This window comes from Bradyrhizobium sp. HKCCYLRH1030 (assembly GCF_051168395.1).
GTDB lineage: Bacteria > Pseudomonadota > Alphaproteobacteria > Rhizobiales > Xanthobacteraceae > Bradyrhizobium.
The window spans coordinates 365,549-390,301 of sequence record NZ_JBNPUY010000002.1; the positions used below are offsets into that span (position 1 = coordinate 365,549).

Below are 24,753 nucleotides of genomic sequence, written 5' to 3' on the forward strand. Positions count from 1 at the left end.
ACCGCAGCATCGTGTGATCTCGCCTCCACTGGCGGCATCCGCCACACTTGCTAGCTACATCGCGGTTGCCGCTCTATCGCCCGGCTCACTCGCGCTCCTGACAGGGCTCATGATGGCGGAATTGACGCTTTTGCTCGGCAGCATTCGCCCCGCGTCGCTCGTCGCGAAGTGGTCGCTTCCCTTCGTGATGCCCCTGCTTGTTATCCACGGCGTACTAAACAGATCCTACCCCGTTGATAGCTGGCTCTTAGGTTTGATTCCGCTTCGCTTCGAGGGCGCAATTTACGCAGTCGAGGTGAGCTTGAAGATCGTTCTACTGGCCGCCGTGGCGAGCTACTGGTTTCATACCCGGAGAGACGATCTCGCAGACGGCCTAATGAGATTGAAGCTTCCCTTGTCGGTTGTCATGTTCGCATCGCAGAGCGTTGCTGTCGCAGCCACTATCGAGCGACGAGTGAAGAAGGTGTATCTCGCACAGCAGGCGCGTGGCATCAGCGTTGGCCCCGGGTTCTTCACCCGCATCAAGGCGCTTCCTTCGATACTCGTACCTGTTGTTGTCAGCACTTTCTTGGAGGCAGAGGGACGCATACCAGCGCTGGTGTCGAGAGGCTTCGGAACGAGCGATATGCCCGCCCTGGCGACCCGCCCCGCCACCATCGCGGACTTGGTGTGGGCAGGCAGTCCGTTTGCGATCCTGCTGCCGATCTGGATTTCACAGGCCATCCTATGATCCAGGCGCGGAACATACGGACGCGGTCGATCTCCGGCGCGTGGTCGGAGTGGCCCAGCCTTCTGTCCATCGAACCGGGACAGGTTCTCTCCATTGTAGGCGCGAGCGGAACGGGCAAGACAAACCTGTGTTTGCTTCTGTGCGCTCTAGCGGACCCGAAGCAGGCGCAAGGAGAAATCGCGCTCGAGGGCCGGAGCCTCAGGGAGATGTCCGAAATCTCTCGCGCGCAAACCTTCGCGTACGTTCCGACCGATCCGACGCTCCTGTTCAGCGGGATCAAGAGCACGGTTCTAGGCGAACTTCAGCTTTCGTGGCAGTTCCTTGGCACGGCTCCAGAAACCAAGCGGGACACCATAGAGGAGGTTATAGAAGCGTTCGAACTAAGGGACCTTCTTGATCGCGATCCGTCGACGCTTTCGGGCGGGGAATCTGCGCGCACGGCTATAGCACTCGCTGCTGCCAAGAAACCATCCTTGATCGCAATTGATCAGTGCTATGACAACCTTGATCTGTCCGCGATCCGCGGCGTGCGGAATTCTCTGCTTCAGTATTTGCCCAAGCACTCGGTCGTGGTGGAGACTTTTGCGCGCAAACCGCTTTGGCTGGAGCCACTAACGGAGTTTCGCGAGGCGGGGGACTCGCGCAGCATCTCGTTCAGCGTGCGACAGCAGCTCAACCGGATGGTACCCGCCGGACACGAGCAGGGTTCGTCGGATGAGCCTCAAAAGACGGACCAGTGTCCCTTTTTCAGAGTGAGGAATCTCCGTTTCCGATATCCCGATTCCGGGTTCGCATTGCCACCTACTTCCTTCGACCTGTTCGAAGGCGAGCGCGTTGCGCTTGTCGGACCGCACGGGGTGGGCAAGACTACAATGTTGAAGTGCGTTGCAACTTTACTGAACGCCAGCTATTGTTCGATGGAAATTCTCGAACCGACATCGCGCGCGCAATCACCGCAACCAAGTCGGCCAGAACTTTGGGCCCGCAACGCTCTCTATGTATTTCAGAACCCCGACGACCAAATCTATCTGCCTACGGTCCGAAAAGAGATTCTTGAAACGGCGATCCGAGTGGGCCGACCAAACGAATGCCTGTCCATAAAGGTCGCCGAAGAGCTCGGCTTAACGGAATATCTCGATAGTTCTCCATTCGACCTGCCGCGCTCCATCCGCCGTCTGACCTGCATTGCCGCAAGCCTCGCGGCTGAACCCCCATTACTTCTCTTGGACGAGCCCAGCGCCGGTCTAGACGATAAGCAGGTTTCGTCGTTGGTGAATGCACTCCTCAGGTTTAGACCAATTCAAAGCGCCATGATGATAGTCTCCCACGATGGTGACTTCTTGGATGCGGTGGCCAATCGGCGCATCAAAGTATCAAATAGCGGCATCGCTGTAAGTTAGGAGTCCACACTCTTCAGCCAGCCGATAGATGCACTCCTGGAAAAAAGCCAAAAGCCGGTGCCGCTGCGCGGAACCTCTCACATATTCAGACATGTTGTTCTTCCGGACGTCCGAGCTTTGCCAGATACGTCTATCGTTCATCACGCATGCCAAAAGTCCCCATACGTCCTTGACGAGCACAAACGTGGAGAATTCCTTCTCGTAACCATCCTTCTTGTAGAAATTGAACTCATCTACCAATCGGTCGATGAAATTTTCTACCATCCGAAAGGTTGCCTCAGGCAACGTTTCCGACCCAGCTTTCAAATAGTCCATCAGAAATGACTTAATCTCCGCGACCGTTCGTATCCGCGTCTGATTGCCCTTTGTCCGCCGCCCAGCCCTCTGTCCGCGCACATGATTGGCGAGATGCGAATTGTCCGTCTTGCTCCCGAGACAGGCCGAAACAGCGTACGCGACGAACTTTATGTCGAAATCGTCATTGCTTGCGTTGAGGGCTCGCTTTATGTGACGAGCCGCGATCGTACCCAGATGCAGAAAATGCGTGGACTCAAGCAAATCGTCGTCTACGAATGCGATGTTTTCTTGCACCCCATCGGCTTCCTTGAGCGAAGCGACTAGACCGTTCTCAGCATCGGCCTCCACTGCTTCTTCTGCGTTGTCGCGAGGTACATCGACGGCCTTGAACTTAGTGAGGAGCGATGCCGAAAAGCAGTCGATCAGATTGCATTGCACGAACTGTTCGATGGTCTCGGTGATCCTGCCAGACTTACGACGCTCCAACGCGTCGTGAAAAATGGATCTTTGCACGTCTTCCTGGGTCAGACGGATCAAGATCCGACCACTGTATCCATTCGCAGGCCAATCCTTCTCCGCAAGCCTTCTAGCGCAAGCATTCAGCAACACGGCGGCGCAGTTTCGGACAGGCGTCAAGGCTTCACTGGTTAGCGCCTTGGACTTCGGCTCCGTCTTTGTGACCCTTCTACTGGTTATCAGCCGGGTATAGCTAACGGTATCCAGATGCGCGACCATACTCATGAAGAGCCCGGCAACAAAGCGCTCTCTTTCCATTAATTCGGTAAGGTCCGAGAACCGGAACCGCTGGACGACCACATCACCTTCGGCCACAACTGGCCCGAGGATGCGAGACGAGAAGTAGTTTCGCCTCATCTCCATCTGACCGAACAGCTCGTCAACACCGAAGAGCATCTTCAAGGTGTGGGCATACTCTAAACGGGCGCCACCCTCTTTCAACCAGTGCACGCGCGACCCGAGATTCCCGGTAACTTCCATGACGTCTCCCGCTTTGAAGGCGACGAACTCACCGAGGGACTTCGCATCGCCACCCCGCTGCTTCCGACCAGTCGTACCCGCATGGAGCGCGCGCTCCTGGCGCGGCACCAGGATCCAGAAGTAGAAGGGCGCGTACCGCGGCAATACTTGGTGAGCCAAATCTTTGGGCCCCACCACCTCCTCCTTCCAAAGGTCCAAAATGTAGCTGGGCAGACAGTCCGGAAGAGCATTCAGATGGATTGGTCTCTGATCGATGACGAAATAGTCACATTCTGAAAAGATCAGTTCCCATTCACCGATGTCTCGCGTCACAATTCCATGATTGTGCTTGCCAAGCCGCATCTTCGAATATTGCTCCCGACTTCGCGGCAGGCTCGACGAGAAATAATCGGGATCGAAAGTTGCGACCAGCAGAGGCACGGTAGAGAGTTGGCGACTTTGCAGCAGTTGGCTCAGCTGCAGCAAATTGCGTCGTGGATCACTAAGACCGTCCAAGACACCGATCAAACTGATCAAGGAAGGCCTCTCAGCGGTAGAGGCGTGCTCGCGAACGAACTGAGCAATCGAGTCATTGAAGTACGTTTCGTTTTGGGTTGCTCTGCGCTTGCAGACCTCGAAGAGATAACGGCTGGGTTCGACACCAAAGTATCGAACACCCAATCCACCCAACCATCTTCCGAGGTAGCCTTCACCGCAGCCCAAGTCCCAGAGCGTCGACCTGCCGATGTCAGGAAACATCGTTGTCAATTTGTCAGTGCTGGAATGCCATTCCACCATCCAGTCCGACGGACTTGTCGGCTTCCGACACGACTGTTCGAGGATAGGCCGGACTTTCTTCGAGGCCTTCTGAATCAGATTGTCGGGCGCGATCGAGTTCGCGGCAAGGGGAGCCTTCGAAAAATGATCCAATATGTACGCAATAATGGGGTTGGCAATGGTCCGGCGGATTGGATCTCCATATGCGCCAATGACATCAACCCAATAAGCGGCCAACGGGCCTTCGAATACATCGTCCGACAGTTTGCTAGCGGTAATATCTGATCTGTTCTTCGGCATGCAAAGGTCTACCAAGACGGACGCGCTGCCTCTATGCCTTCTAGTCCGCGACCCGGCAATAAGAGCAGTTCCAAGCGCTAGATGTGAGAATCGAATTGATTAATGGAGTCCAGAAGTACGTCGGCACAGCTGCCGGTTGCATGAGATTACATGACCACAGCCCAACTTGGAAGGTTATGCGAAGCTATTCTTAGAGCTCCTCAGGAAGGCTTTCAGTTGATTTCAGCGGCAGACCCGTTGGGGGAGACCGGCATCACAATAGACGCGGCGCCACCTCCGAATCGTGGCGGGCTGCGAACTTTTCGTAACGGCAGCCGAATGAGCTGCAGAGCTTTCGGAATTATACCGCAACAACAAATACATGGGAGTGCCCAGCTTGATCTCGTCCGGTGCGCCGGAAACGATTCGAACGACAGACCCTTGGGCACGTAGCCTGCGGATCGCAGGCCCCGCTAGGCAGCGATGCTCTCCGATTCGTCAACGTCGGCGGCCCCCTCGCCAACAGCTTGGGCTAAGAAACGAGCCAACGCCGCTTTCCGCGAGTCGCGATCGAGTGCGTAGGCAGTTTGCTTGAATTCTACTCCGTCAAGAAGTCCTTGAATGTAACCCGAAACTGTATCGGCGGCCATGATGAGCGCGGTGTCGAGTGTATGGATGTACTTGCTGGTGACGGAACCCTTTGAATGACCGACCAGCGCTGCGATCGTAACCTCGGTGAAGCCGAGATCGTTGGCGATGCTAGCAAAACTGTGACGCAGCACGTGAGGCGTGAAGTTTGGAAGCGACGATTTGCTGAATAACTGTTCCCAGTGGTTTGGGAAACTGCCGAATGCGTTATCATCCCCGTACCCCGGGAAAACGTAAGAGCCGGCCTTCTTCCTCTTTCGAGCGTCCATGAATTCCACCACAGGAAGTCCAATCGGTCGGATCGATGCACCTTCCTTGCTGTCCGCTAGACGCAAACAGCTTGACTCGGTATCCACTTCGGACCACCTGAGGCCGATTATTTCACTGCGACGGCAGCCGGTCAGCGCGATCTGGCGAATGATGTCGACCGTTATGGCGTACTTTTCGTCCTTTGCTGCTTCCTCCAGCATCTCGCCCAGCGTCCGGTACTCGGCCTCCGTGAGTCGACGATTGCGGACATTGTCCTTCGGCTTGCGAATGCCGTGGGCTGGATTGTGCTCAATGATCCCGGCCTCCACCGCATAGGTGAGAATGCCCCCGAGGAGACCGACGGTCCGCGTCGCCGTGCCGATGCCACCGCGCACAATGGCTCTGCCACGGAGCTTCTTCGTCTTGACGCTGGCACGGGTCTTCCCGGCCATGATGTCCTTCAGGACCTTGTTGACGTCTGCTTTGACGAGATCCTTGACCCGACGCGTGCCAACCAACGGAATGATGTGGCGATTGATGCGTCCAATGTCCGTCACCAATGTTGTCGACTTCTTCGGGCGTCCGCCCTTGCCTAGAATAAGGCCCGCTTCAAAGTCTTTGAGGTAGAGTTCGCAGAGCTCCTTGACCGTGACCGCCTTGTGATCGAGCTGCCGCTCCTCGGCCGGGTTGTCACCTTGTGCCACCCGCCCCAGCTGAATCTTGGCTTCCTTACGGGCAAGCTCCGGCGTCCAAACACCATGAACCCCGATGCTATAGCGGCGAGAGCGGCCGGCTGAACGGTATTGAATCAGGTAGCTGCGCTTGCCCGACTTGAAGACGCGCAGGCCAAAGCCAGGCAGTTCGTCATCCCAGATCACGTAGTCCGTGCTTTGAGTTTCGGCGGCTTCGACAACGCGTTTACTGAGCTTAGGCATGGATTTTTTCTCCTCCGAAGCCCGTCTTTCGCGTAAGCACCACGTAAGCACTTGGAGGAAAGCCGGCGCGTATCGCAGGATACGGCCGGCGGTGTCTCATTCCAGATTCGATAATGATTATAGGGAGATATCGTAGCATTGGATGTCCTGGCGTTTTCTCGCGCAGAACAACTTAAAATGCTCCGAAGGCAAAGGTCACACGTTCGAATCGTGTCGGGTGCGCCAGTCCTGGCTTGGTCCCGTGACGCGGTTGGACAGCCTGCTGGCTTTTGCCTCGCCTGCGCATCGGTCCGCAGCGCATTCTCTCCCGGCCCTGCTCAATATCCCCGGCGAGCATTCTGATCGTCGCGTGCCACCGTCGCAGCAGCCCTAGCTAGCTGGTCCAATCGGGTTGCTGGTATGAGGACGACCTCGCCGAAGCGGTGCGTTCCTATTTTCCGGTTACGCACAACGTTGCCGATGGCGCGGGTGGCGCTCCGCTTGCCGGGCTTTTGCAAGAGCGCGCCCGCTTGGCCGGAAAGAAGGTCGGGGTGATTTTGTCGGGCGGCAATATCGATGCGTCGGGATCGTGTCCCATTGCGTGGTGTAGCTAGCGGTGGGGCAGCGCGTTCGCCGGGGAGAGCCGGGCAGGTCAGCTGGCGATCAGCCGGAAGGCTGACGGTGGGATCATCGCTCAACGGCGCGATTGTTTCCAGTGTCATGTAGCGGGCGCGCTGGACGGCCCATTCATCGTTTTGCTCAAGCAGGATCGCGCCGATGAGGCGGACGATGGCGTCTTCATTGGGGAAGATGCCGACGACCTCGGTCCGGCGCTTTATCTCGCCGTTGAGGCGCTCGATCGGATTGGTCGAGTGCAGCTTGGTCCGGTGCTGCGGTGGGAACGTCATATGGGCCAGCACATCGGTTTCGGCCTCGTCGAGGAAGCCAGCAAGCTTGGGCAGTTTGGGGCGGAGTTGATCGGCGACCGTCCGCCACTGCGCTCGTGCAGCCTCGGCATCGTCCTGGGCAAAGGCGGTGGCGATGAAGGCGGAGACCACGCGCCGGCCGCTCATGCCGGCATGCGCCAGCGCGTTGCGCATGAAGTGCACGCGGCACCGCTGCCAGCTGGCGTTGAGCACCTTGGCGACGGTGGCCTTGATACCTTCATGGGCGTCGGACACGACCAGCTTGACACCGCGCAGGCCGCGGCGGGCGAGCTTGCGCAGGAAAGCGGTCCAGAACGTCTCGGCTTCAAAGGGACCGATGTCCATCCCGAGCACCTCGCGTCGGCCATCGCTATTGACGCCGACCGCAACAATCACCGCGACCGACACGATGCGCCCGTTCTGACGCACCTTCACGTAGGTGGCGTCGATCCACAGATACGGCCAGTCGCCTTCGATCGGACGGGCGAGGAACGCCTTCACCTTGTCGTCGATCTCCGCGCAGAGCCGGCTCACTTGGCTCTTCGAAATACCGGTCATGCCCATGGCCTGCACCAGATCGTCCACCGAACGGGTCGAGACGCCCTGCACATAGGCTTCCCGAACCACGGCGGTGAGCGCCCTCTCGGCCATCCGGCGCGGCTCCAGGAAGCCGGGGAAGTAGGAGCACTTGCGCAGCTTGGGGATGCGAAGCTCGACCGTGCCGGCACGAGTCTCCCAGGTCCGGTCGCGATGGCCGTTGCGCTGGGCCAGGCGCTCGGGGGTCTTATCCACGAGCGTGCGCAGGTTCATCATTTCGTCGGTCATCGGTGGTTCCTCGGTTGCGTTGGCGTGTCGCAACCCGATCCTACCGGAGAACTGCCGGTGACCACCGCAAAGCCGCCCGCCCGCTACGGCGCTATCGGAGGCGCGCGTCCGAGCGGCTTTGCTCTACCGAGCTACACCACCACCGGGGACACGACCACGCGCCCCAGCCCATCGCTCAATCGCCGGGTGGTCAAATATGGCATAATGGTCAATCAAACTGCACTTTAGTGAGGCTTACATCTGCGGATTGTTCGCGGCGCCTAACGCCGGTCTCGGCCAGGGCGCCGGCGTCCTGCGAGACGCTCAGCACCCTGCCGTAGACAAGGCCGTAATGGGTGAAGTTGAAGGTGTCGATCTTTATCTCGGCCGCCTCGCCGAAATTGACGAAGCCGAAGTCCCAATGAGATCATGGCTGCGGAATAGCCGTGCGTCTCATGGAGCGTGTACCTGTCGGCGAGGAGGACGGCTTGGCGCTGGCTGGCTCATGATCGCTCCGTGGAATTACTGGCTGGCCCCGCAGAGAGCTCCACTTCAACGTCCCATTAAGCATGAAGCGCTTAGGTCGTTGGGCTGAAAGAAGTGCGCGCGCCTCGGACAACACCGTTGGCTCGCGGAGTGACATGAGTCGAAGCGGCATATGGCGAAGCCTATCAGCTCCCTTCTATGTGCCGCAGCCAGTGCCGGGGCGCTGATGTACTCCTCGTCCGCGCTATCCCAGATCGCAGCTCCCAGTCAGGTGACTCCGCCGAGCCTGCGACCTCAATCCCCGTCGGGCGAGCAGCCGTTGCGACTGCCGGGGCCGCTGGAAACGGCCGTGCCGCCCGGCAACGCAGCCATGGCCGTCGTGGTCGGCGAGGCGCAGCTCGATGGCGCGTTTCCCGAGCTTCGCACGCTCACCGACCCCCTGATCGCTCGCGTCAAGGGCCAACGTGTCAGCGTTGCCCAGATCTATGCGCTCGCGACCAACCTCGAAGGTCTCTATTCGCGCGCCGGCTATCCGCTGGTGCGGGTCAGCGTGCCGCCGCAACAGCTGGTCGACGGCGGGACACTTCGCCTTGTTGTCATCGACGGCTTCATCGAAGCGATCGACGTCAATACGCTTCCTGAGCGCGTGCGAAACGTGGTCGTCGGCCGGACCAACTTGCTGCTGGGGCGGCCGCATCTCACGACCGAACAGATCGAGCGTGCGCTGCTGATCGCGGGCGACGTTCCCGGCTTGAGGCTGCGCAGCACTCTGGTGCGCGGCACGCGCGAAGGCGGGGTACGGCTCGTGCTCGAGGGCGAGCATCGGCTGATCTCGGGCTCGGCCGGAGCCGACGATCGCCTGTCGCGTTCGCTCGGCACTTGGCAGCTGCGCGGCACGCTGGCGCTCAACAGCGCGCTCGGCGCTGGCGAGCAGATCTACGGCACGGCCGGACTCAGCACGGATTTGCGTGCGGCCTCGGCAGGCGACGCGCCGGTCTCGCTCTACGGCGGCGGGGCCGTCGTGCCGATCGGAGCGGACGGCATCACGGTCAATCCGGAATACACGCATTCGCGGACGGTCACGAAGCAGACGCCCGGCGCCCCCGCTTCGCTCGGCAGCTTCGACCGGTTCGCCCTACGCCTGCGCGGGCCGATCGGGCTGTCGCGAAAGGCGTCGCTCTACGCCAACCTCGCCGTCGAGGATGTCGAGCAGCAGATCTCGGCGCCGGATTTCGGGGTGGCGCTCAGCCACGATCATTACCGCGTGCTTCGCGGCGGCATCGACTACGCCACGACGTTGCCGTCGCAGGCAGGGCTACAGCTCGGAGCGCAGCTCTCGAAGGGGCTCGGCGGACGCAATGCCGAGGACGCGATCACCTCGCGCGTGCCGTTGTCGCGGATCGGCGCGACGCCCGACTTCGTCAAGCTTGCGGCCACCGCGCGCCTGTCGCAACCTTTGCCCGCCGGCTTCCGCTTCGATGTCATCGGCACCAGCCAGATCACCGGCGGCAAGGCCATGCTGCGCTCCGAGCAGCTGTCGCTCGACGGAAGCGACGCGCTGTCTGCCTTCGCGTCCGGCACGTTGAATGCCGATGAGGGCTTCACTTTGCGCGGAGAGCTGGCCTACCCGTTCGTGTTCAATGCGTTCGGCACGGGAGCCGCCGCATCGCCCTATCTGTTTGCAGCCGGCGGCCGGGGCTGGATCGCGAGTCCCTCGGCCGTCGAACAAGCCGCCCTCAACGCGGGAGCCGTGGGGACCGGCGTCCGCAGCAGCGTCAGCATTCCCGGCAGCTCCGCCGATGCGAGCCTTGCAGTCGAGATCGCGCGCGGCTTCACCGACGTCAGCGGCGTGCGGCAGGGCTGGCGGGCCAATGTCCTGGGCACGGTGAGCTTCTGATGCGCGCGTTCGACCACGCACGAAACGCGCGAGCGGCGAGCGGATGGCGCAGACGCGCTGCCCTCTTGCTCGGCTGCACCTCTCTGCTCGCCATATCATCGCGCGCGCTGGCGCAAGCCGGTCTGCCGCAGGGCGGCAGCGTCGTGTCAGGTCAGGCCACGATCGGCGCGCCGGCGGGCAATACCCTCACGATCAACCAGACATCCTCCAGGGCGATCGTCGACTGGAACAGCTTCTCTGTCAGTGCCGGAAACAGCGTCAACTTCGTCCAGCCGAACTCGAGCGCAGCCATCCTCAACCGGGTCACGGGGACGACGACCTCGACCATTGCCGGCCAGGTCAGCGCAAACGGGCAGGTGTTCCTGGTCAATCCCAACGGCATCGCAATCACGCCAACTGGGTCGGTGCAGGTTGGCGGCGGCTTCGTGGCCTCGACGCTCGACATCGGCAATGCCGATTTCGACGCCGGCCGCCTGATCTTCACCGGCAAGGGCGCTTCGGCCGCCGTCAGCAATGCCGGCGCGATTTCCGGCGCGAGCGGTGCATTTGTCGGGCTGATCGGCGGGACCGTGTCCAACAGCGGCACGATCACCGTGCCGCTCGGCCGCGTCGGGCTCGGCGCCGGAGAGGCGATCACGCTCAATCCGACAGGCGACGGCTTCCTGCAGGTCGCGCTTCCCACCAAGTCCACCACCGCCGATGGCAAGGCGATCATCGACATCGCCGGCAGGATCAAGGCGGCGGGCGGCGCGATCGAGATCAAGGCGGCGGCGGCCCAGCAGGCCGTGCGCGACGTGGTCAACGTGTCCGGCGTGCTCAGCGCCCGCTCGCTGTCGGGCCGCTCCGGCCGCATCGTGCTCGGCGGCGGAAGCGGCGCGGTGACCATATCAGGACGGCTTGCGGCCAATGGCGGCCGCAGCAATGCCGGCGGCACCATCGTGGTGACCGGGAAGAAGGTTGCGCTGACCGCGACCGCGAAGGTGAGCGCCGACGGCAAGAGCGGCGGCAAGGTGCTGATCGGCGGCGATATGCGCGGCGGCCGGGATCCGTCCGCGAAGCTGGTCGCCGATGACGTGCCGACGGCCGAGACCACTTCGGTCGCGCAGGGCGCGACCATCTCGGCGAAAGGCAGTGCCGGCGATGGCGGCAAGGTCGTGCTGTGGTCGGAGCAGACGACCGACTTCCGCGGCAGCGTCGTTGCGACCGGCGCTGATGGCGGCAATGGCGGCGGCGCCGAGGTCTCGAGCCACGGCCTGCTGGACTTCCGCGGCAGTGTCGACCTGACCGCCACGGGCGGCAAGACCGGCACGCTGCTGCTCGACCCTTATGACGTGACCATCTCGACCGCGGCCGATAGCAACATGTCGAGCAGCGGCAACACCTACTCGCCGACCGGCAACAGCTCGGTGCTGTCGGTCGCCACGCTGCAAGGCGCGCTGGCGACGGCAAATGTCACCGTCGACACCGGAAGCGGCGGGTCACAGAGCGGCGACATCACCGTGGCGAACGCCGTGACCTGGGCCAGCGGCCACTCGCTGACGTTGAACGCCGCGCGTGACGTCAACGTCAATGCGGGCATCAGCACCAGCGGCGGCGGGACATTCTCGGTGTCGGCCGGCCGCGACGTGAATGTCAGCAGCAGCATCACGGCCACCGGCGGAGCCCTCAACGTCAATCTGGCTGCGTCCGGAAGCTCGGGCTCGCTCGTTATCAACGGCGCAACCATCGACACGAATGGCGGCGCGCTGACTGGGTCCGCAGTTCAGGCGGGGAGCAACGCGGCTGTCTGGCTGGCCAATAGCACCCTCAACGTCGGCGCTCTGACGCTCACGGGCACCTCGGCCTCCGGCAACGGGGTCGTATTCGCCGGATCGAACGCCATCACCAACACCGGCGGCGGCGCGTTGAGCATCAGCGGAAGCAGCCCCACGTTGCCGGCATTCGTGCTGCAGGCCGGTGCGAGTCTGGATACCGCCGGCGCAGTCAGCATTACCGGAACGTCGAACAGCAGTGTCGGCGTCTATCTGCTGGGCAACAACACCATCACCGATCATTCCGGCGGTCTGACCCTGAGCGGGACGACGTCATCCAACGTCGGATTCTGGATCAACAGTGGCAACAACACCTTCACCAACTCTGGTGGCGGCACGCTCGCGCTGAACGGCACGGTCACGACCTCATCCGGATCCCAGGGCATCGCATTTAACTCAGGCGTGGGCCTGACCACGTCGGGCACGGTCACGCTCACCGGCACATCGATCACCTCCAACGGTGTCGAATTCCAAGGCTCGAACCTCGTCACCGACACTGCCGGAAACCTTACCGTCAGCGGAGCCAGTACCACCGGCATCGGCGTCTTCTTTACCGCCACACCAACAACGCTGACCAATTCCGGGACGGGAGCTCTTTCGATCTCAGGCAGTTCGGCTGCGGGCGCGGGAGGGGGATTTGGCGCGGCCATCAATTCCGACCTGACGACGTCGGGCAACATCTCGATCTCCGGCACCGACACCGGCACCTCCTACGGCCTGTACCTGAACGGCTCCGCGATCACCAGCAACTCGGGCAATCTCACGCTGAGCGGCTCCTCGACGGGTTCGAATGGCGTCTGGGATCAGGGCAACGGCACCTTGGCGCTGACCAACGCGGGGGCCGGCACATTCCAGCTGATCGGCAGCACACCCAGCGCCAGTCGTGGCATCCGCTTCAATACCGGCAGCAATCTGACCACCCTGGGCTCCGTCTCACTGAACGGGTCGTCGGGAAGCGGTGAAGGCCTGTCGTTCAAAGGCAGCAACATCGTCACGATTCTGAACGGCACGCCGAGCTTTGCAGGCAGCTCGACCTCCGGCAGCGGCGTCTTCTTCCAGGGCGCCACGACCATCGATAACCAGGGGACCGGCACGGCGACGTTCTCGGGCACGTCAAACAGCGGCTTTGGCGTGAACTTCACCGGGACGAACACTGTGTCCGGCAACGTATCGTTCGCGGGCATCTCGACGGCGAGCGACGGCGTCAGCTTTGGATCAGCCTCGAGCCTCGCCGTAACGGGCGGGAACGTCGCCGTCAGCGGCATCTCCACCGCCACGAGCGGGTCGGGCTCGACGGTCGGCACTTACTTCTCCGGTGCGACGGTCAGTAACTCGGGCAGCGGATCGCTGACCATCACTGGAACCTCCAACGACACGGGGTCGACGAACAGCGGGAGCGCCGGCGTGCTCTTTGCCGGCACCGACGCAATCAGCAATTCCGGCGCTGGCACGCTGGCCATTTCGGGATTCAATCCGTCCGGCTACGGACTCCAGTTCCGGAATTTCTCTGCTGTAACTACATCTGGCACCATGTCGCTGGCTGGAACGTCGAGCACGGGTTATGGCGTGTTGGCATCGCTCGCCAGCTTCACCGCAACGGGAAGTGTGACGCTGACCGGCACCTCGAACAGCAATGTCGGCATGGTCGCCAACGGAGGCAACACGCTGACCGCGACGAGCGGCGCTTTGATCCTGCAAGGCACTTCGGTGTCCACTGATGGCCTGCAACTGCGCGGGACGCTCGCCACCAGCGGCTCGGGGCTTGTGTCGATCAGCGGAACGAGTAGCGGCGGAAGCGGCGTCGCGGTCAACGCCAATGTGACCTCCTCCGGCACCACGTCGATCTCAGGCAGCTCGACCAGCGGCAACGGCATCTATTTGCGGGGCAGCACCACGATCGACAATCTGAGCGGAACCGCCGTGACGTTCGCCGGCACGAGCACCAGCGGGGCCGGAGTGACGATCGATCAAGGCAGCACGCTCACGACCTCAGGCGACCTGCAGCTGAGGGGGACGAGCAGCACCGGATCCGGCCTCGTCGCCAGCGGTAGCAACGCCATTACGGCCAACTCGGGCGCGGTCACCCTTGCAGGCAGCACCTCGTCCGCCTCGGCTGTCGGAATCGACACGTCTGCAGCCGGGGTTGCGATCACCAACAACGGCACCGGCACCCTCATCCTCGACGGTCGCGGCGGCGACCGGCTCGGCGCCACGATCACCTCAGGTGCGGCGCCGGTGGTGATCAGTGACACTGGTGCGGTGAGCCAGATCGGCGGCGCCATCGCTGCTACGGCGCTGCGGCTGTCGGGCGGAACGAGCTACGTGCTTGGCGCCAACAACACTGTCGGCACGCTTGCCGCCAGCGGCATCGGCGCGCTCACCTTCAACAACGCACAGAGTTTGACCATCGGTGCGGTACAGGGGATCAGCGGAATCAGCGCCAGCGCCAACGCGACGATCCTCTCGGCCGGCGACCTGACGATCGCAAGCGGCAGCGCGGTGGTCGCCGCAAGCCCGGTCCTATCGGCAGCTCGTGCCTTCATCAACAATGCCGGCAGCGGCGCGGTGAGCGCGACGTCCGGCCGCTGGCTGATCTATTCGGCCGCACCCGGCGCCGACAGTTTCGGCGGATTGGACAGCGGCAATCCGGCGATCTGGAACGCGACCTACCAGTCGGTGCCGCCGGGGAGCGTGAGTGCGCCGGGCAATCGTTACCTGTTTGCGGCTGCCGCGCCCGGGACGGCCGGCAATGGCTCATCGTCCGCGAACACGGATCTCATTCCGGCCCCATCGACGCCCGCTCTGATTCCCCCCTCGCCGTCCTCCACGCCCGATTCCGGCGTCTTGAACGGCTTTGGAGCCGCAGCTGAGTCAGTGAACAATGGAAGGACCAGCGGCGGTGCTGGAGGTGGCCATGGCGGCTTGGGCGGTGCGGCCTCTGCCTCGAGCGCTTCCCAGGGTTCGGCAGGCCAAGGCCCTGCAGCCGGCCCGGCAAAGTCCGCAGCCGAGCATGCCGCTGCGGCTCCGCCGGCCGCCGCACCCGTGCCGCCGCCGAGCCAACCCGCCCAAGCTGCCCCCGAGCCACCGATCTTATCCGCGCCGCCCACCACGATCGCGCCTGCGCCAGCCCGAAGCATGGTCGATCTTGCGCTGTCGCGCCTCAATCGCGAAGCGCTCGCGACCACCATTGCCGAGGAAATTTCGCGTGTGGCCCGCTCCGCCGCGAGGTCATTGAGGGCCGCCGAATTCACCATTGCGGCCGCAAGCTCGGTCCTGACCGTCGGCTTCATCGCTTGGCTGCTGCGCGGCGGGACGCTGCTCGCCGCGTTCCTGGCCTCGGTCCCGCTGTGGCGCGGCTTCGATCCTTTGATGGTGGTGCTGCGGCCGCGGAGGACGGAAAGGACCCGCGCCACATCCGAGGTTGATGCGATGTTCGAGGGCGGCCAGGGAGCCGATCGATCGCTCGCGGACGTCACGCGATGAAGCGATGGCTGTCCCCCAAACTCCAGCTCAGCCTCGGTCTGGTATCCTTGACCGTCAGCCTAATTCTCGTCGCCGCCTCGCTTGGCTTGCTGCCAAACGAGGAGAGAGCCGAGCTGGAGCAGCGCGGCGTCACCGCAACCGCGCTGGCGGTGCAACTCGCCGTCCTCGCCAGCCGCAATGACACGGCCGCGATCAAGGACACGATCGACGTCGTGGTCAGCCGCAGCCCAGCCATCCTCTCCATTGCCATCCGCGACGCGCATGGCAATATCCTCGCCGGATCCGATCGCCACCTGACCCACTGGCGCGAGCTGCCCGACGGCAAGTCGACCGCGACGCATATCCAGGTGCCGCTGTTCAATGATGACACGCCTGCCGGTCGGATCGAGATCGCCTTCAGGCCGCTCACCAGCGGAGCGAACCCGCTCGATCTGGGGCCGGCCCTGTTCGCGTTCGTGGGATTCATGGCGGTTACGGGCTTTGCCGGCTTCTACCTGGTGCTTGGCCGCGCCCTGCGCGAGCTCGATCCGAGTCGCACGATTCCGAAGCGGATCGAGGCGGCGTTCGATACCCTCGCTGAGGGCGTGCTGATCATTGACGACGACGAGCGCGTGCTGCTCGCAAACCGGGCTTTCAAACACAACGTTCTGACCGGTGGCGAGCTTGAGCTCGGCTCTCCGGCCAGCGGATTGCCGTGGCTTTCGTCGGTGGCGGCTCCGGTTGCGCCAAGCGATCTGCCGTGGCGTGTCGCCCTGGAACATGAGCATCCGGTGCTCGGCGCGGAGCTGAGCATTCGCGATGCCGGCGGCGGCATGCACCGGCTCGTCGTCAACGCGACCCGCATCCTCGACGGCAGCGGGACGGCACGCGGCGCCATCGTCACGTTCACCGACGTGACGGCCTTGCATGAAACCAATATGCGGCTGAGCGCCTCGGTCGAGGAGCTGCGCAAGGCACAGCGGCATATCTCCGATCAGAATCTCGAGTTGCAATATCTTGCCTCGCGCGACCCTCTGACCGGCTGTCTCAACCGTCGCACCTTTTTCGAACAGGCGGAAGCACTGCTGACCGAAGCAATCCGCACTCGGCGTCCGTTCGTCTTCATGATGGTCGACGCCGACCACTTCAAGCGGATCAACGATCGGTTCGGCCATGCCTTCGGCGACAAGGTGCTGGTCGGGCTCTCCGACCAGTTGCAGACATTCTGCGGCGCGCCGCATCTGGTCGGCCGTTACGGCGGTGAAGAGTTTTGCGTCGCGCTGATCGGCCTGAGCAAGACCTCGGCCGAACACGTGGCCGAGCAGGTGAGACGGTCGGTGTCGAACGTCGGGACTTGGCTGCCGGGCAGCGAACGCGTGACCGTCAGCATCGGGCTCGCGCCTCTCGACGATCCGCGCGACAAGCTCCTCGATCTGGTCAACCGCGCAGACAAGGCGCTTTACGCAGCCAAGACGGCGGGCCGAAATCGCGTGGTCGTGGAACGCACTAAGGATGCGGCGCCCACGTCGACCGTTGCGAGAGCGGCTTCCCGGGCCGGTTGGCGCTGTGATCCCTAACGAACGCCGCAGGCGGTCGGCCTTAGATGCCCTACCGTATCGGGGCGGACGCCGTCGCAGCGCTCGGCCAGCGGGCTCGCCGGACGACGGAATGCCAGCAATGGCTGATACGCAAGCCCTCGCGATCGCCGGTTCGTAGGTCGTGGGCCATGCTGCGCTCATCGGTACCCTTGATGGTGGTGACGCTCGGCGGAACGCCGACGCAGCGGGTCGGCATGGTCGACACCTCAACGACCCGATTTGCGAAATCAAGGTCGTCTTGGATGTTGCACGACGAGCAGTGACCGATGATCGTTCAGATCAAAGCGCTGGTTCTCAAAGAGCCGGGCCCGTCATGGATTAGGACGTTCCGGGATAACGTTCCCGTCCCGATACTACTTTCACATCCCGAGCGCACCAAGCAGGCGCGGCGGGGTCGCCGAAGAATATGCGAGCATGAGCGAGAACTGCAGCGCAAGCTTCGTCGTAAGGCGGACTGAGGTTGCCTCGACTGAAGGACCCTTGCGCCGGAGAGCTCCGTGCAAGCCTACGCCGCGCTTGCCACAACGACTCTCGGTCGAAGGAGTCGACGCAGTTAGTTCGGGTGGAGTTCTTGTAAGATGGCGTTACAGGGTCGTTCGTCAACATTGAACGGCACCAAGTTACGGTGGCCAGGACAGATTCTAGAAACACCGTCCCAATGGCGTTGGGCCGGCCCTGGAGCGCCTGGACCATCCCGAGATCGGCGGACGGCTCCTGAGCATCGTCTGCGCGAGGCGGCGCGCAGACGACTTGCCGATCTCAGCTCAGCCCGATCATCCGTGCGAAGCGGGTTGCTGTCCTCACCTCCGGCTGCTGTTCAATCTCCGGCTGTTCCGACCGGTTCAGCTCCGCCAGGGAGATCAGGACGATCTGGGCGACATATTCGATCACCATCGAGAACAGCTCACCGTCCGGGCTGTGATAGTCGATCCGCGTTGCCTGGCCATCCTGCACGGTCTTGACGACCGTCCAGCCCAGCGGATTGCTGGTATGTCGGATCAGTTCGCCGATGGCGTGAATCTGAAAACGTGATGGATTCGCAGGATCTCGCGCGCCTTTGCGTTCATCGTCAGGATGCGCGCGCTCTCGATCCTGTTCTGACCATCCATGACCGGCACGGCCGCGATGATCCCGAGCGGCGATCGGTCCGCAATCATCGCCGGTCAAGTCCACGACACGAGCCTTGACGACGAGGCCGCCGAGTTCAATGAGATGCCGCGTGCGCTTGCGGCGCTCGACCCGCCGCATATCATGCCGCACCCTTGCTGCCTGTTGACGGTTGCGCGCCGCCCGGTTGCGCCCGAGAGCCGCCAGCGAAGCGGTCGGCGCGGCGGCCCGAATCGATGCGCAGTTCGGTCTCGAGCTGGAGCGCGCGGCTGGCGCGGTTGACCCGGCTGCCAGCCGCTTCGCGGGCAAGCTCAGCGTTCTTGTAGGCGGCTTCGGCATCGAGCGAGCCATAAGGCCGCACCTCCTCGAATACCCGGCGGATCTTTTGGAGTTCATCAATACCGGCTTAGCTCCACTTCCTCATAGCGCTCCAGGGCCTGGATGCCCGGGATGCTGAGGTAGCCCTCAAACCGCGGCCGCTGCTCGTCGACCGTGAACGGTTCGAGCGCAACCATCAGGAGCGGCTCCTTGCGGTCGGCTGCACACGTCCGCAAACGTCGAGTTAGGTCGGCACGAGACTGCAGCTAAAGACCAGTTTGCCGGTCCACACGAACGCAAACGACCCACCAGCTCGATCGATGGCAACGATCGACCGTCGAACTTCGCGGGCGCCGTGAGCGCGAGACCACCAGGTGGGATGGTTCAGCCTGCAGCGGCGGCAATGGCCCAGCGCGATCTGGCCTCCCGTATCAATTCTGGCAAATTTGCGATCGTTCGGTGCATGTGGGCTTCCAGGCGCGCGCACGCGCGCGCGGCGTTCTGGCTGCGGACGCCGTCCGCGATATCAAGACAGTCACGGAGCTCGGAGTCCGGATCGGCGTCTTGGGAGATGACGAGGCATCGAATATACCGGCTGCGGTCGTTGAAGTTTTTTATCATTCGCAGCATCTCCTCGTTCCTCGATATCTGCGCGATCTGCTCGAACACACCCTCGATGGCGGCAGCATAATGCTTGGCGCGATTCCTTGCCGAATTCGCGGGCAGAAGCGCCGCCACTCTCATCGCGCTTCGGCCAAAGCGTACGGCCGACGACGACTCCAAAGCCTTCCTGAGATTATACGCGAGTACCAGCCGAGCAAACTCATAGAGGTCCTGCAGCTCCGCTGCGTCCGGGACCCTCGAGAAGAAGCCTCGCTTCGGAACGATATCAATCAGCCCCTCGCCATGAAGACGCTCGAGAGCTTGTCTCACCGGTGTCGCGCTCGCCCTGACGTAGTCAGCAAGCTCGTCGATGCGCAGGTGCTCGCCTGGCAAAATGATCTTCGACTCCGACGTCAACTCGTAATGTGTGACCAATTCCTTGATTCGGGCGTAGGCAACATCGACTCGATTGAATTCGCTGTCCATATCGATACCTGCTGCGCGAGGATTGCTGATCCGGCGGGCTTGAGCCGAAGGCTGCGCGGCGCGTCGCGCGCTCATGCGACGCGCCGCTCATCTCGCTTTCTGCTCACGATCGATCGCCGAGTGCCGCCGGGTGTCGCGCATGGCGAGATAGACGACAAGAGAGGTCGCAATGCAGCCGGTGAGGTAGAAATAGAACCAGCTTTCGTGACCGATCGACTTGAACCAAAGCGCGATCGACTCTGCCGTGCCGCCGAAGATCGAAACGGTCAACGCATATGGCAGTGCTACGCCCGTTGCTCGAATTGCAGTTGGGAAAAGCTCGGCTTTGACCACCGCATTGATCGAGGTATAGCCGGATACGATCAGCCACGCCGCCGCGATCAGGAGGAATGCGGTGAACGGATCGTGGACTCCCTGCAGCGTGTTCAGAAGCGGAATCGTGAACAGGGTTCCGCCCAGTCCGAACCCGATCAACAGCCATTTGCGTCCGATGCGATCGGAAAGGGCGCCATAGAGCGGCTGCAGCGCCATCGCGAAGATAAGGCTACAGGCGGTGACCATGGTCGTTTGATCATCGGTCAGCTTGACGGAGAGCTTCAGGTATTTCTGCATGTAGGTGGTATAGGTGTAGAAGGCCGCAGTCCCGCCCATGGTTAGTCCAACAACGAGCAGGACTTCACGTCGGAAGTGACCCAGCGCACGCAGCGAACTCCCCTGTCTTGCCGACTTCGCGCGGGTGAATACATCCGTTTCGTGCAGATTGCGGCGCATGACGGCGGCCACGACGGCCAGCAGCGCGCCGATCACGAACGGAATACGCCAGCCCCATCCCCGAAGCTGCTCCTCCGTCAGAAGCACCTTCTGCAAGACCAGGAGAACGACGATCGCGCAGAGCTGGCCGCCAATCAAAGTCACATACTGGAAGCTGGAATAGAATCCGCGGTTCTTTTCGTCCGCGACCTCGCTCAGGTAAGTTGCGCTGGCGCCATATTCACCGCCAAGGCTGATTCCCTGCACGATTCGCGCGAAACCGAGCAGGACCGGCGCCGCAAAGCCGATCGACGCATAGGTGGGCGTCACGGCGATGATCAGAGAGCCGAAGCACATCATCAAGACCGACAAGGTCAGGGCATTGCGGCGGCCATGATGATCGGCAAAATGGCCGAATAGCCAGCCTCCGAGCGGGCGGACAAGAAAGCCGGCGGCAAACAGCAGCGCGGCGTTCAACTGCTGCACCACCTCGTCGCCCTCAGGAAAGAACGATTTGGCGAAATACAACGCAAACGCAGCATAGGCGTAGAAGTCATACCATTCCACCAGATTTCCGATCGAGCCCACGAAGATCGCGCGCAAGCGGCTACCCATCCTAGGGCCGTCACGGCGTGCTTCATCGGCGGCCGCAACGAAGGTGGGGTTGATAGCTCGCTCAAAATTCATGGCGTCCTCCGAGTGCACGTTTTCTTAGGCTCTAAGGCCAATCGTGCTCATGCCTGAGCAACCCGCGTGCCAGCCGGCCGCGGCCGCCGACCGCGCCGGCAAACAAAGCCATTTCAGATGGTTGCATTGCGCCCCGCGTGAAACGGGCTCGCGGCGCTCAGCGGAATTCCGCCGATCCGCGTCGGCGTGTGAGCGGGAATCCGCCTCGTGCCTAGCAGGAGGTTCGGCTGGGTCGCAGCAAGCCGTACCTTGCCATTTTTTCGTTGAGCGTCCGCCGTGGCACGCCGAGACTTTCCATAACCGCCACAACCGACCAGTTGTGCTCCAGCAAAGACGCCTCGATCAGCATGCGCTCATAAGCTGCGACACGCTCGGAGAGCGAGCGTCTTGCGCCCGCTCCCTCGGCCCGCCGCAGAATTTCCGCGACGCGGCGACCCGTTGCGGCCAGGCCGAGCGCGTAGCGTTCAGCCACGTTCTTCAATTCCCGAACGTTGCCTGGCCAGTCATGGGTCAGCAGCGCATCGAAATCCTCGGCTCCGAGTGGGGTCAAGTCACGGCCGCTGCGCCGGGCGGCTTCCGCGGCGAAATGCTGGAATAGCAGCAGCACGTCGTTGCCCCGTTCGCGCAGCGGCGGCAGACGGATCTCCGCCGCGGCCAGGCGGAAGTAGAGATCGGCACGAAAGCGGCCGCTGCGGCTGTCGGCCGCGAGATCGGCCTTCGCGGCGGCGATCACACGGACGTCGATCGGGATCAGCCGGTTCGATCCCACCCGCTCGACCACGCGCTCCTGGAGAACGCGCAGGATCTTGACCTGAAACGCGTGTGGCATGCTTTCAATTTCATCGAGCAGGAGGGTTCCGCCGCTGGCATGTTCGAACTTCCCGATGCGAGCCCCGCGTGCGCCGGTGAACGCTCCCGCCTCGTGACCCAGCAACTCGCTCTCGAACAGCTCGGCGGGGACGGCCGCGCAATTCACCGCAACGAAAGGAGCTCGTGCCCGCGGACCAAGGTCGTGCAGTGCGCGAGCGACGACCTCCTTTCCCGTGCCGCTCTCGCCGAAGAGGATCACATCCCTGTCGTGCTCGGCGAGCTCGCCAACGGACTTTCGCAGCGTGGCCATCGCGGGCGATGTCCCGAGGAGACGTCGCTCCAGCTCACCTTCGGCGCCGAGCCGGCTCGTGAGTTGCCTGAGTTGACGCTTCAATCCTGACTGTTCTGCCGCCCGCGCCAGCACGGCAGACATATGATCCGGGTTGGCAGGCTTCTGCAAAAAGTCGTAGACGCCCTCGCGCATGGCCGCAACCGCGAGTGCAACGTCGCCGTGCGCAGTCAGCAGTATGACCGGAATGTCGGGATCGATGCGCTGCACGTCGCGCATCAGTTCGATGCCGGATCGATGCGGCATCCGGAAGTCGGTCAGTACCACGTCGGGCAGCTCGGCCTGAAGCATCGACAGCGCCTCGTCCGCATTTCGGGCGGTGCGCACGTCGAAGCCGCCCAGCTCCAGCCATTGTCTGATCGAGCTGCGAACGATCTCCTCGTCGTCGACGACAAGAATCGATTTGCTCATCCACATACCCCGATAGGTCTAGGTCGGCGCGGGCGGCGCCGGCAGGGTCACCCGAAACCGGCTTCCGATTTGCAGTTCACTCTCAACCGAAATCGTGCCTCCGAGCTCCCTCACGATTCCATAGCTGATTGAAAGACCGAGGCCGAGCCCTTCACCGATTTCCTTGGTGGTGAAGAACGGATCGAACAGCGACTTCATGTGATCCGCCGAGATTCCGCTGCCGGTGTCTGCGACCTCGATCGTAACCGTGCTCTCCGCACGCCGGATGCAAACGCTGAGAACTCGGCGCGGGCGGTCGCGCATCGACTGGACCGCGTTGGAGAGCAGGTTGACGAAGACCTGCTCGAGACGGATCGGGTTCGCTTCGACGTGAGCCGGCTCCGCGGGCAAGTCCAGGACAACCTCGATACCTTCATTTCTGATCCGGTACTGCAGAAGCCGCATCGCATTGCCAAGTGTCACACCGACATCGACTCTGCTGGTTGCCCCGGTCTCCTTGCGCGCGAACATGCGCAAGTGACCGATCAATGCCATCATTCGCTCGGCTATGGATGACATCAAGTCGAGGTTCAAGGCCGTTCGTTCGATCTCGTTGCGTTGCAACAAGACTCGGCTGCTTGCGATGTAAGTGGTGAGTGCCGCGAGTGGCTGGTTGATTTCATGCGCCACCCCCGCCAGCGCCTGTCCAAGACTGGCAAGCTTCGCACTCTGCACCAGGCTCTCGTGGGTTTGTCGCAGCTCCTGTTCGGTGCGCGTCCGTTCCAGGACTTCACTCGTCAGCTGACGATTGGCTTCGCGCAGCTCCATCGTGCGCTCCGCAACACTTCGTTCCAGCAGCTCGTTCGCTTCGCCCTTGGCTTTCATCGATTGCCGCCATTGATAGGCTACAAGTCCAAGCAGCTGTATTGTGAGAACGGCAAAACCGGCTGTGGCGGCGACCGTCATTGCATGCCGTCGCGCGTCTCCGATATCCGAGAAGATCAGGAGCTGCCACCCATGCGCCGGCAGATGCCGCGCACGCAGCGCATATTCGTGAACGTCATTGTCGTCGCCCAGTCCGACCGATACGTTGCCTGATGCCGCCGAGGAATGCAGGATCGGGGCATTCTCGATCGTGTCGCCGAACTGCCGGGACTTGTTGAGACGCGCGACCGCGCTCGAGGGCAGCGTTCGCAGCGGGTGATATTTCCACCGCGCGCGGCTGGCCAGGATCACCACACCTCCTTCATCTTCCATGGCCACCAGATCACCGGCCCTGACCCAATCGGCTTCCAGCGGCGTCAAATCGATCTTCACGACGGCGACCCCGATCGTAAGCTCGCCTTCCGTGATCCGTTGCGACAAGAAGTAACCAGGCAGGCCGGTCGTCACCCCGACGGCATAGAGCTGCCCTTCCCCGTCACGGATTGCGCTCTGGAAATAGGGGCGAAAGTCGTACGCATGCCCGACGAAGCTCTTTGCTCCATCATAATTGCTTGCTGCCAGCGCCACCCCTGCCGTGTCCAGCACGTAGAGCTCGGCCGATCCCGCGGCCTGATTTAGCGACTTGAGATAGCGGTTGGCTGCTTCGACGACTGCCTCGTCGCCCGGTGTCCGGAACAGCCGGCGCACCGGGTCGGCGAGTGAAAGAACCGTGGGCAGATATCGGAAGCGGGCAACGGTTGCATCGAACGTGCTGCCGATCAACGTGAGCCGATCATCGGAATCGCGGCTCATCTGCGCGAGCCCAGCGCTCAGGGCCAATCGGTAGGACAGCAGCGCGACTCCCACGATTGCCAGGATGGCAATGGCCGCGATAACCGGCCAAGCCCTTGAGAGCTCACGCGGCAGTTCCAGTCGGCTCGAAAGCCACGCCGACATTGATACACTCCCGCTCACGCCAGGGCTCGAATGATGGACCTGACCTACGCTTCGGTCACCTCGCGAATTCTCCCCGCGCATGCCGGATCCAGAGCTTCACCCGCAACCGGAGTCTTGGA

At 62.4% G+C, this 24,753-nt stretch carries 11 protein-coding genes and 3 pseudogenes; 5 read left to right on the forward strand and 9 right to left on the reverse strand.

The annotated features are described in order from the left end of the window. The first annotated feature begins 13 nt into the window (after positions 1–13). Complete coding sequence (locus ACQR1E_RS07080) at positions 14–730, forward strand: energy-coupling factor transporter transmembrane component T (protein ID WP_316224606.1); 717 nt, start codon at positions 14–16, stop codon at positions 728–730. Next, entirely contained in the window at positions 727–2,130 is a 1,404-nt protein-coding gene (locus ACQR1E_RS07085) for an ATP-binding cassette domain-containing protein (protein WP_316224599.1), read from the forward strand. Before ACQR1E_RS07080 ends, ACQR1E_RS07085 begins: the two co-directional genes overlap by 4 nt. Here ACQR1E_RS07085 and ACQR1E_RS07090 read toward each other — a convergent pair. The 3 genes and pseudogenes from ACQR1E_RS07090 to ACQR1E_RS07100 form a co-directional block, all read right to left on the reverse strand. Beyond that, entirely contained in the window at positions 2,104–4,479 is a 2,376-nt protein-coding gene (locus ACQR1E_RS07090; protein WP_316224600.1) for a class I SAM-dependent methyltransferase, read from the reverse strand. The two genes, ACQR1E_RS07085 and ACQR1E_RS07090, sit on opposite strands and share 27 nt — an antisense overlap. A gap of 452 nt (positions 4,480–4,931) precedes the next feature. Then, positions 4,932–6,290, reverse strand: a complete 1,359-nt coding sequence (locus tag ACQR1E_RS07095; protein ID WP_316224601.1) for a tyrosine-type recombinase/integrase — start codon at positions 6,288–6,290, stop codon at positions 4,932–4,934. Between the two features lie 644 nt (positions 6,291–6,934). Next, positions 6,935–8,020: pseudogene (locus ACQR1E_RS07100) on the reverse strand (IS256 family transposase); the annotation flags it as partial. A gap of 784 nt (positions 8,021–8,804) precedes the next feature. On the opposite strand from ACQR1E_RS07100, the gene ACQR1E_RS07105 reads away from it, so the two are divergent. The 3 genes from ACQR1E_RS07105 to ACQR1E_RS07115 are packed head-to-tail and all read left to right on the forward strand — an operon-like array spanning position 8,805 to position 17,232. After that, complete coding sequence (locus tag ACQR1E_RS07105; RefSeq protein WP_434842522.1) at positions 8,805–10,382, forward strand: ShlB/FhaC/HecB family hemolysin secretion/activation protein; 1,578 nt, start codon at positions 8,805–8,807, stop codon at positions 10,380–10,382. Next, a complete protein-coding gene (locus ACQR1E_RS07110) occupies positions 10,382–15,676 on the forward strand; it encodes a filamentous hemagglutinin N-terminal domain-containing protein (protein ID WP_434896849.1) in 5,295 nt (1,764 codons plus the stop codon). The genes ACQR1E_RS07105 and ACQR1E_RS07110 overlap by 1 nt, the downstream gene beginning before the upstream one ends. After that, positions 15,673–17,232: a sensor domain-containing diguanylate cyclase gene (locus ACQR1E_RS07115; protein WP_316173593.1), complete on the forward strand. Its 1,560-nt coding sequence runs from the start codon at positions 15,673–15,675 to the stop codon at positions 17,230–17,232. The genes ACQR1E_RS07110 and ACQR1E_RS07115 overlap by 4 nt, the downstream gene beginning before the upstream one ends. Before the next feature lie 1,173 nt (positions 17,233–18,405). Here ACQR1E_RS07115 and traD read toward each other — a convergent pair. From traD to ACQR1E_RS07145, 6 genes and pseudogenes are all read right to left on the reverse strand, one after another. Beyond that, positions 18,406–18,501: pseudogene (gene traD, locus ACQR1E_RS07120) on the reverse strand (conjugal transfer protein TraD); the annotation flags it as partial. A 67-nt stretch (positions 18,502–18,568) separates the two neighbouring features. Beyond that, a pseudogene (locus ACQR1E_RS07125) lies at positions 18,569–18,760 on the reverse strand (conjugal transfer protein TraA); the annotation flags it as partial. A 302-nt stretch (positions 18,761–19,062) separates the two neighbouring features. Further along, complete coding sequence (locus tag ACQR1E_RS07130) at positions 19,063–19,842, reverse strand: GntR family transcriptional regulator (RefSeq protein ID WP_434842520.1); 780 nt, start codon at positions 19,840–19,842, stop codon at positions 19,063–19,065. A gap of 12 nt (positions 19,843–19,854) precedes the next feature. After that, positions 19,855–21,132: an MFS transporter gene (locus ACQR1E_RS07135; protein WP_316166460.1), complete on the reverse strand. Its 1,278-nt coding sequence runs from the start codon at positions 21,130–21,132 to the stop codon at positions 19,855–19,857. 283 nt (positions 21,133–21,415) lie between these two features. Beyond that, positions 21,416–22,774, reverse strand: a complete 1,359-nt coding sequence (locus ACQR1E_RS07140; protein ID WP_315715081.1) for a sigma-54-dependent transcriptional regulator — start codon at positions 22,772–22,774, stop codon at positions 21,416–21,418. 18 nt (positions 22,775–22,792) lie between these two features. Then, positions 22,793–24,634, reverse strand: a complete 1,842-nt coding sequence (locus tag ACQR1E_RS07145) for an ATP-binding protein (protein WP_434896850.1) — start codon at positions 24,632–24,634, stop codon at positions 22,793–22,795. Between the last annotated feature and the right edge of the window lie 119 nt (positions 24,635–24,753).

Bases quoted from the DNA above. Each gene is read 5' to 3' on its own strand.
- ACQR1E_RS07085 (WP_316224599.1), top strand. From the start codon at position 727: ATGATCCAGGCGCGGAACATACGGACGCGGTCGATCTCCGGCGCGTGG.
- ACQR1E_RS07090 (WP_316224600.1), bottom strand. From the start codon at position 4,479: ATGCCGAAGAACAGATCAGATATTACCGCTAGCAAACTGTCGGACGAT.
- ACQR1E_RS07095 (WP_316224601.1), bottom strand. From the start codon at position 6,290: ATGCCTAAGCTCAGTAAACGCGTTGTCGAAGCCGCCGAAACTCAAAGC.
- ACQR1E_RS07110 (WP_434896849.1), top strand. From the start codon at position 10,382: ATGCGCGCGTTCGACCACGCACGAAACGCGCGAGCGGCGAGCGGATGG.
- ACQR1E_RS07115 (WP_316173593.1), top strand. From the start codon at position 15,673: ATGAAGCGATGGCTGTCCCCCAAACTCCAGCTCAGCCTCGGTCTGGTA.
- ACQR1E_RS07130 (WP_434842520.1), bottom strand. From the start codon at position 19,842: ATGAGCGCGCGACGCGCCGCGCAGCCTTCGGCTCAAGCCCGCCGGATC.
- ACQR1E_RS07135 (WP_316166460.1), bottom strand. From the start codon at position 21,132: ATGGGTAGCCGCTTGCGCGCGATCTTCGTGGGCTCGATCGGAAATCTG.
- ACQR1E_RS07140 (WP_315715081.1), bottom strand. From the start codon at position 22,774: ATGAGCAAATCGATTCTTGTCGTCGACGACGAGGAGATCGTTCGCAGC.
- ACQR1E_RS07145 (WP_434896850.1), bottom strand. From the start codon at position 24,634: ATGTCGGCGTGGCTTTCGAGCCGACTGGAACTGCCGCGTGAGCTCTCA.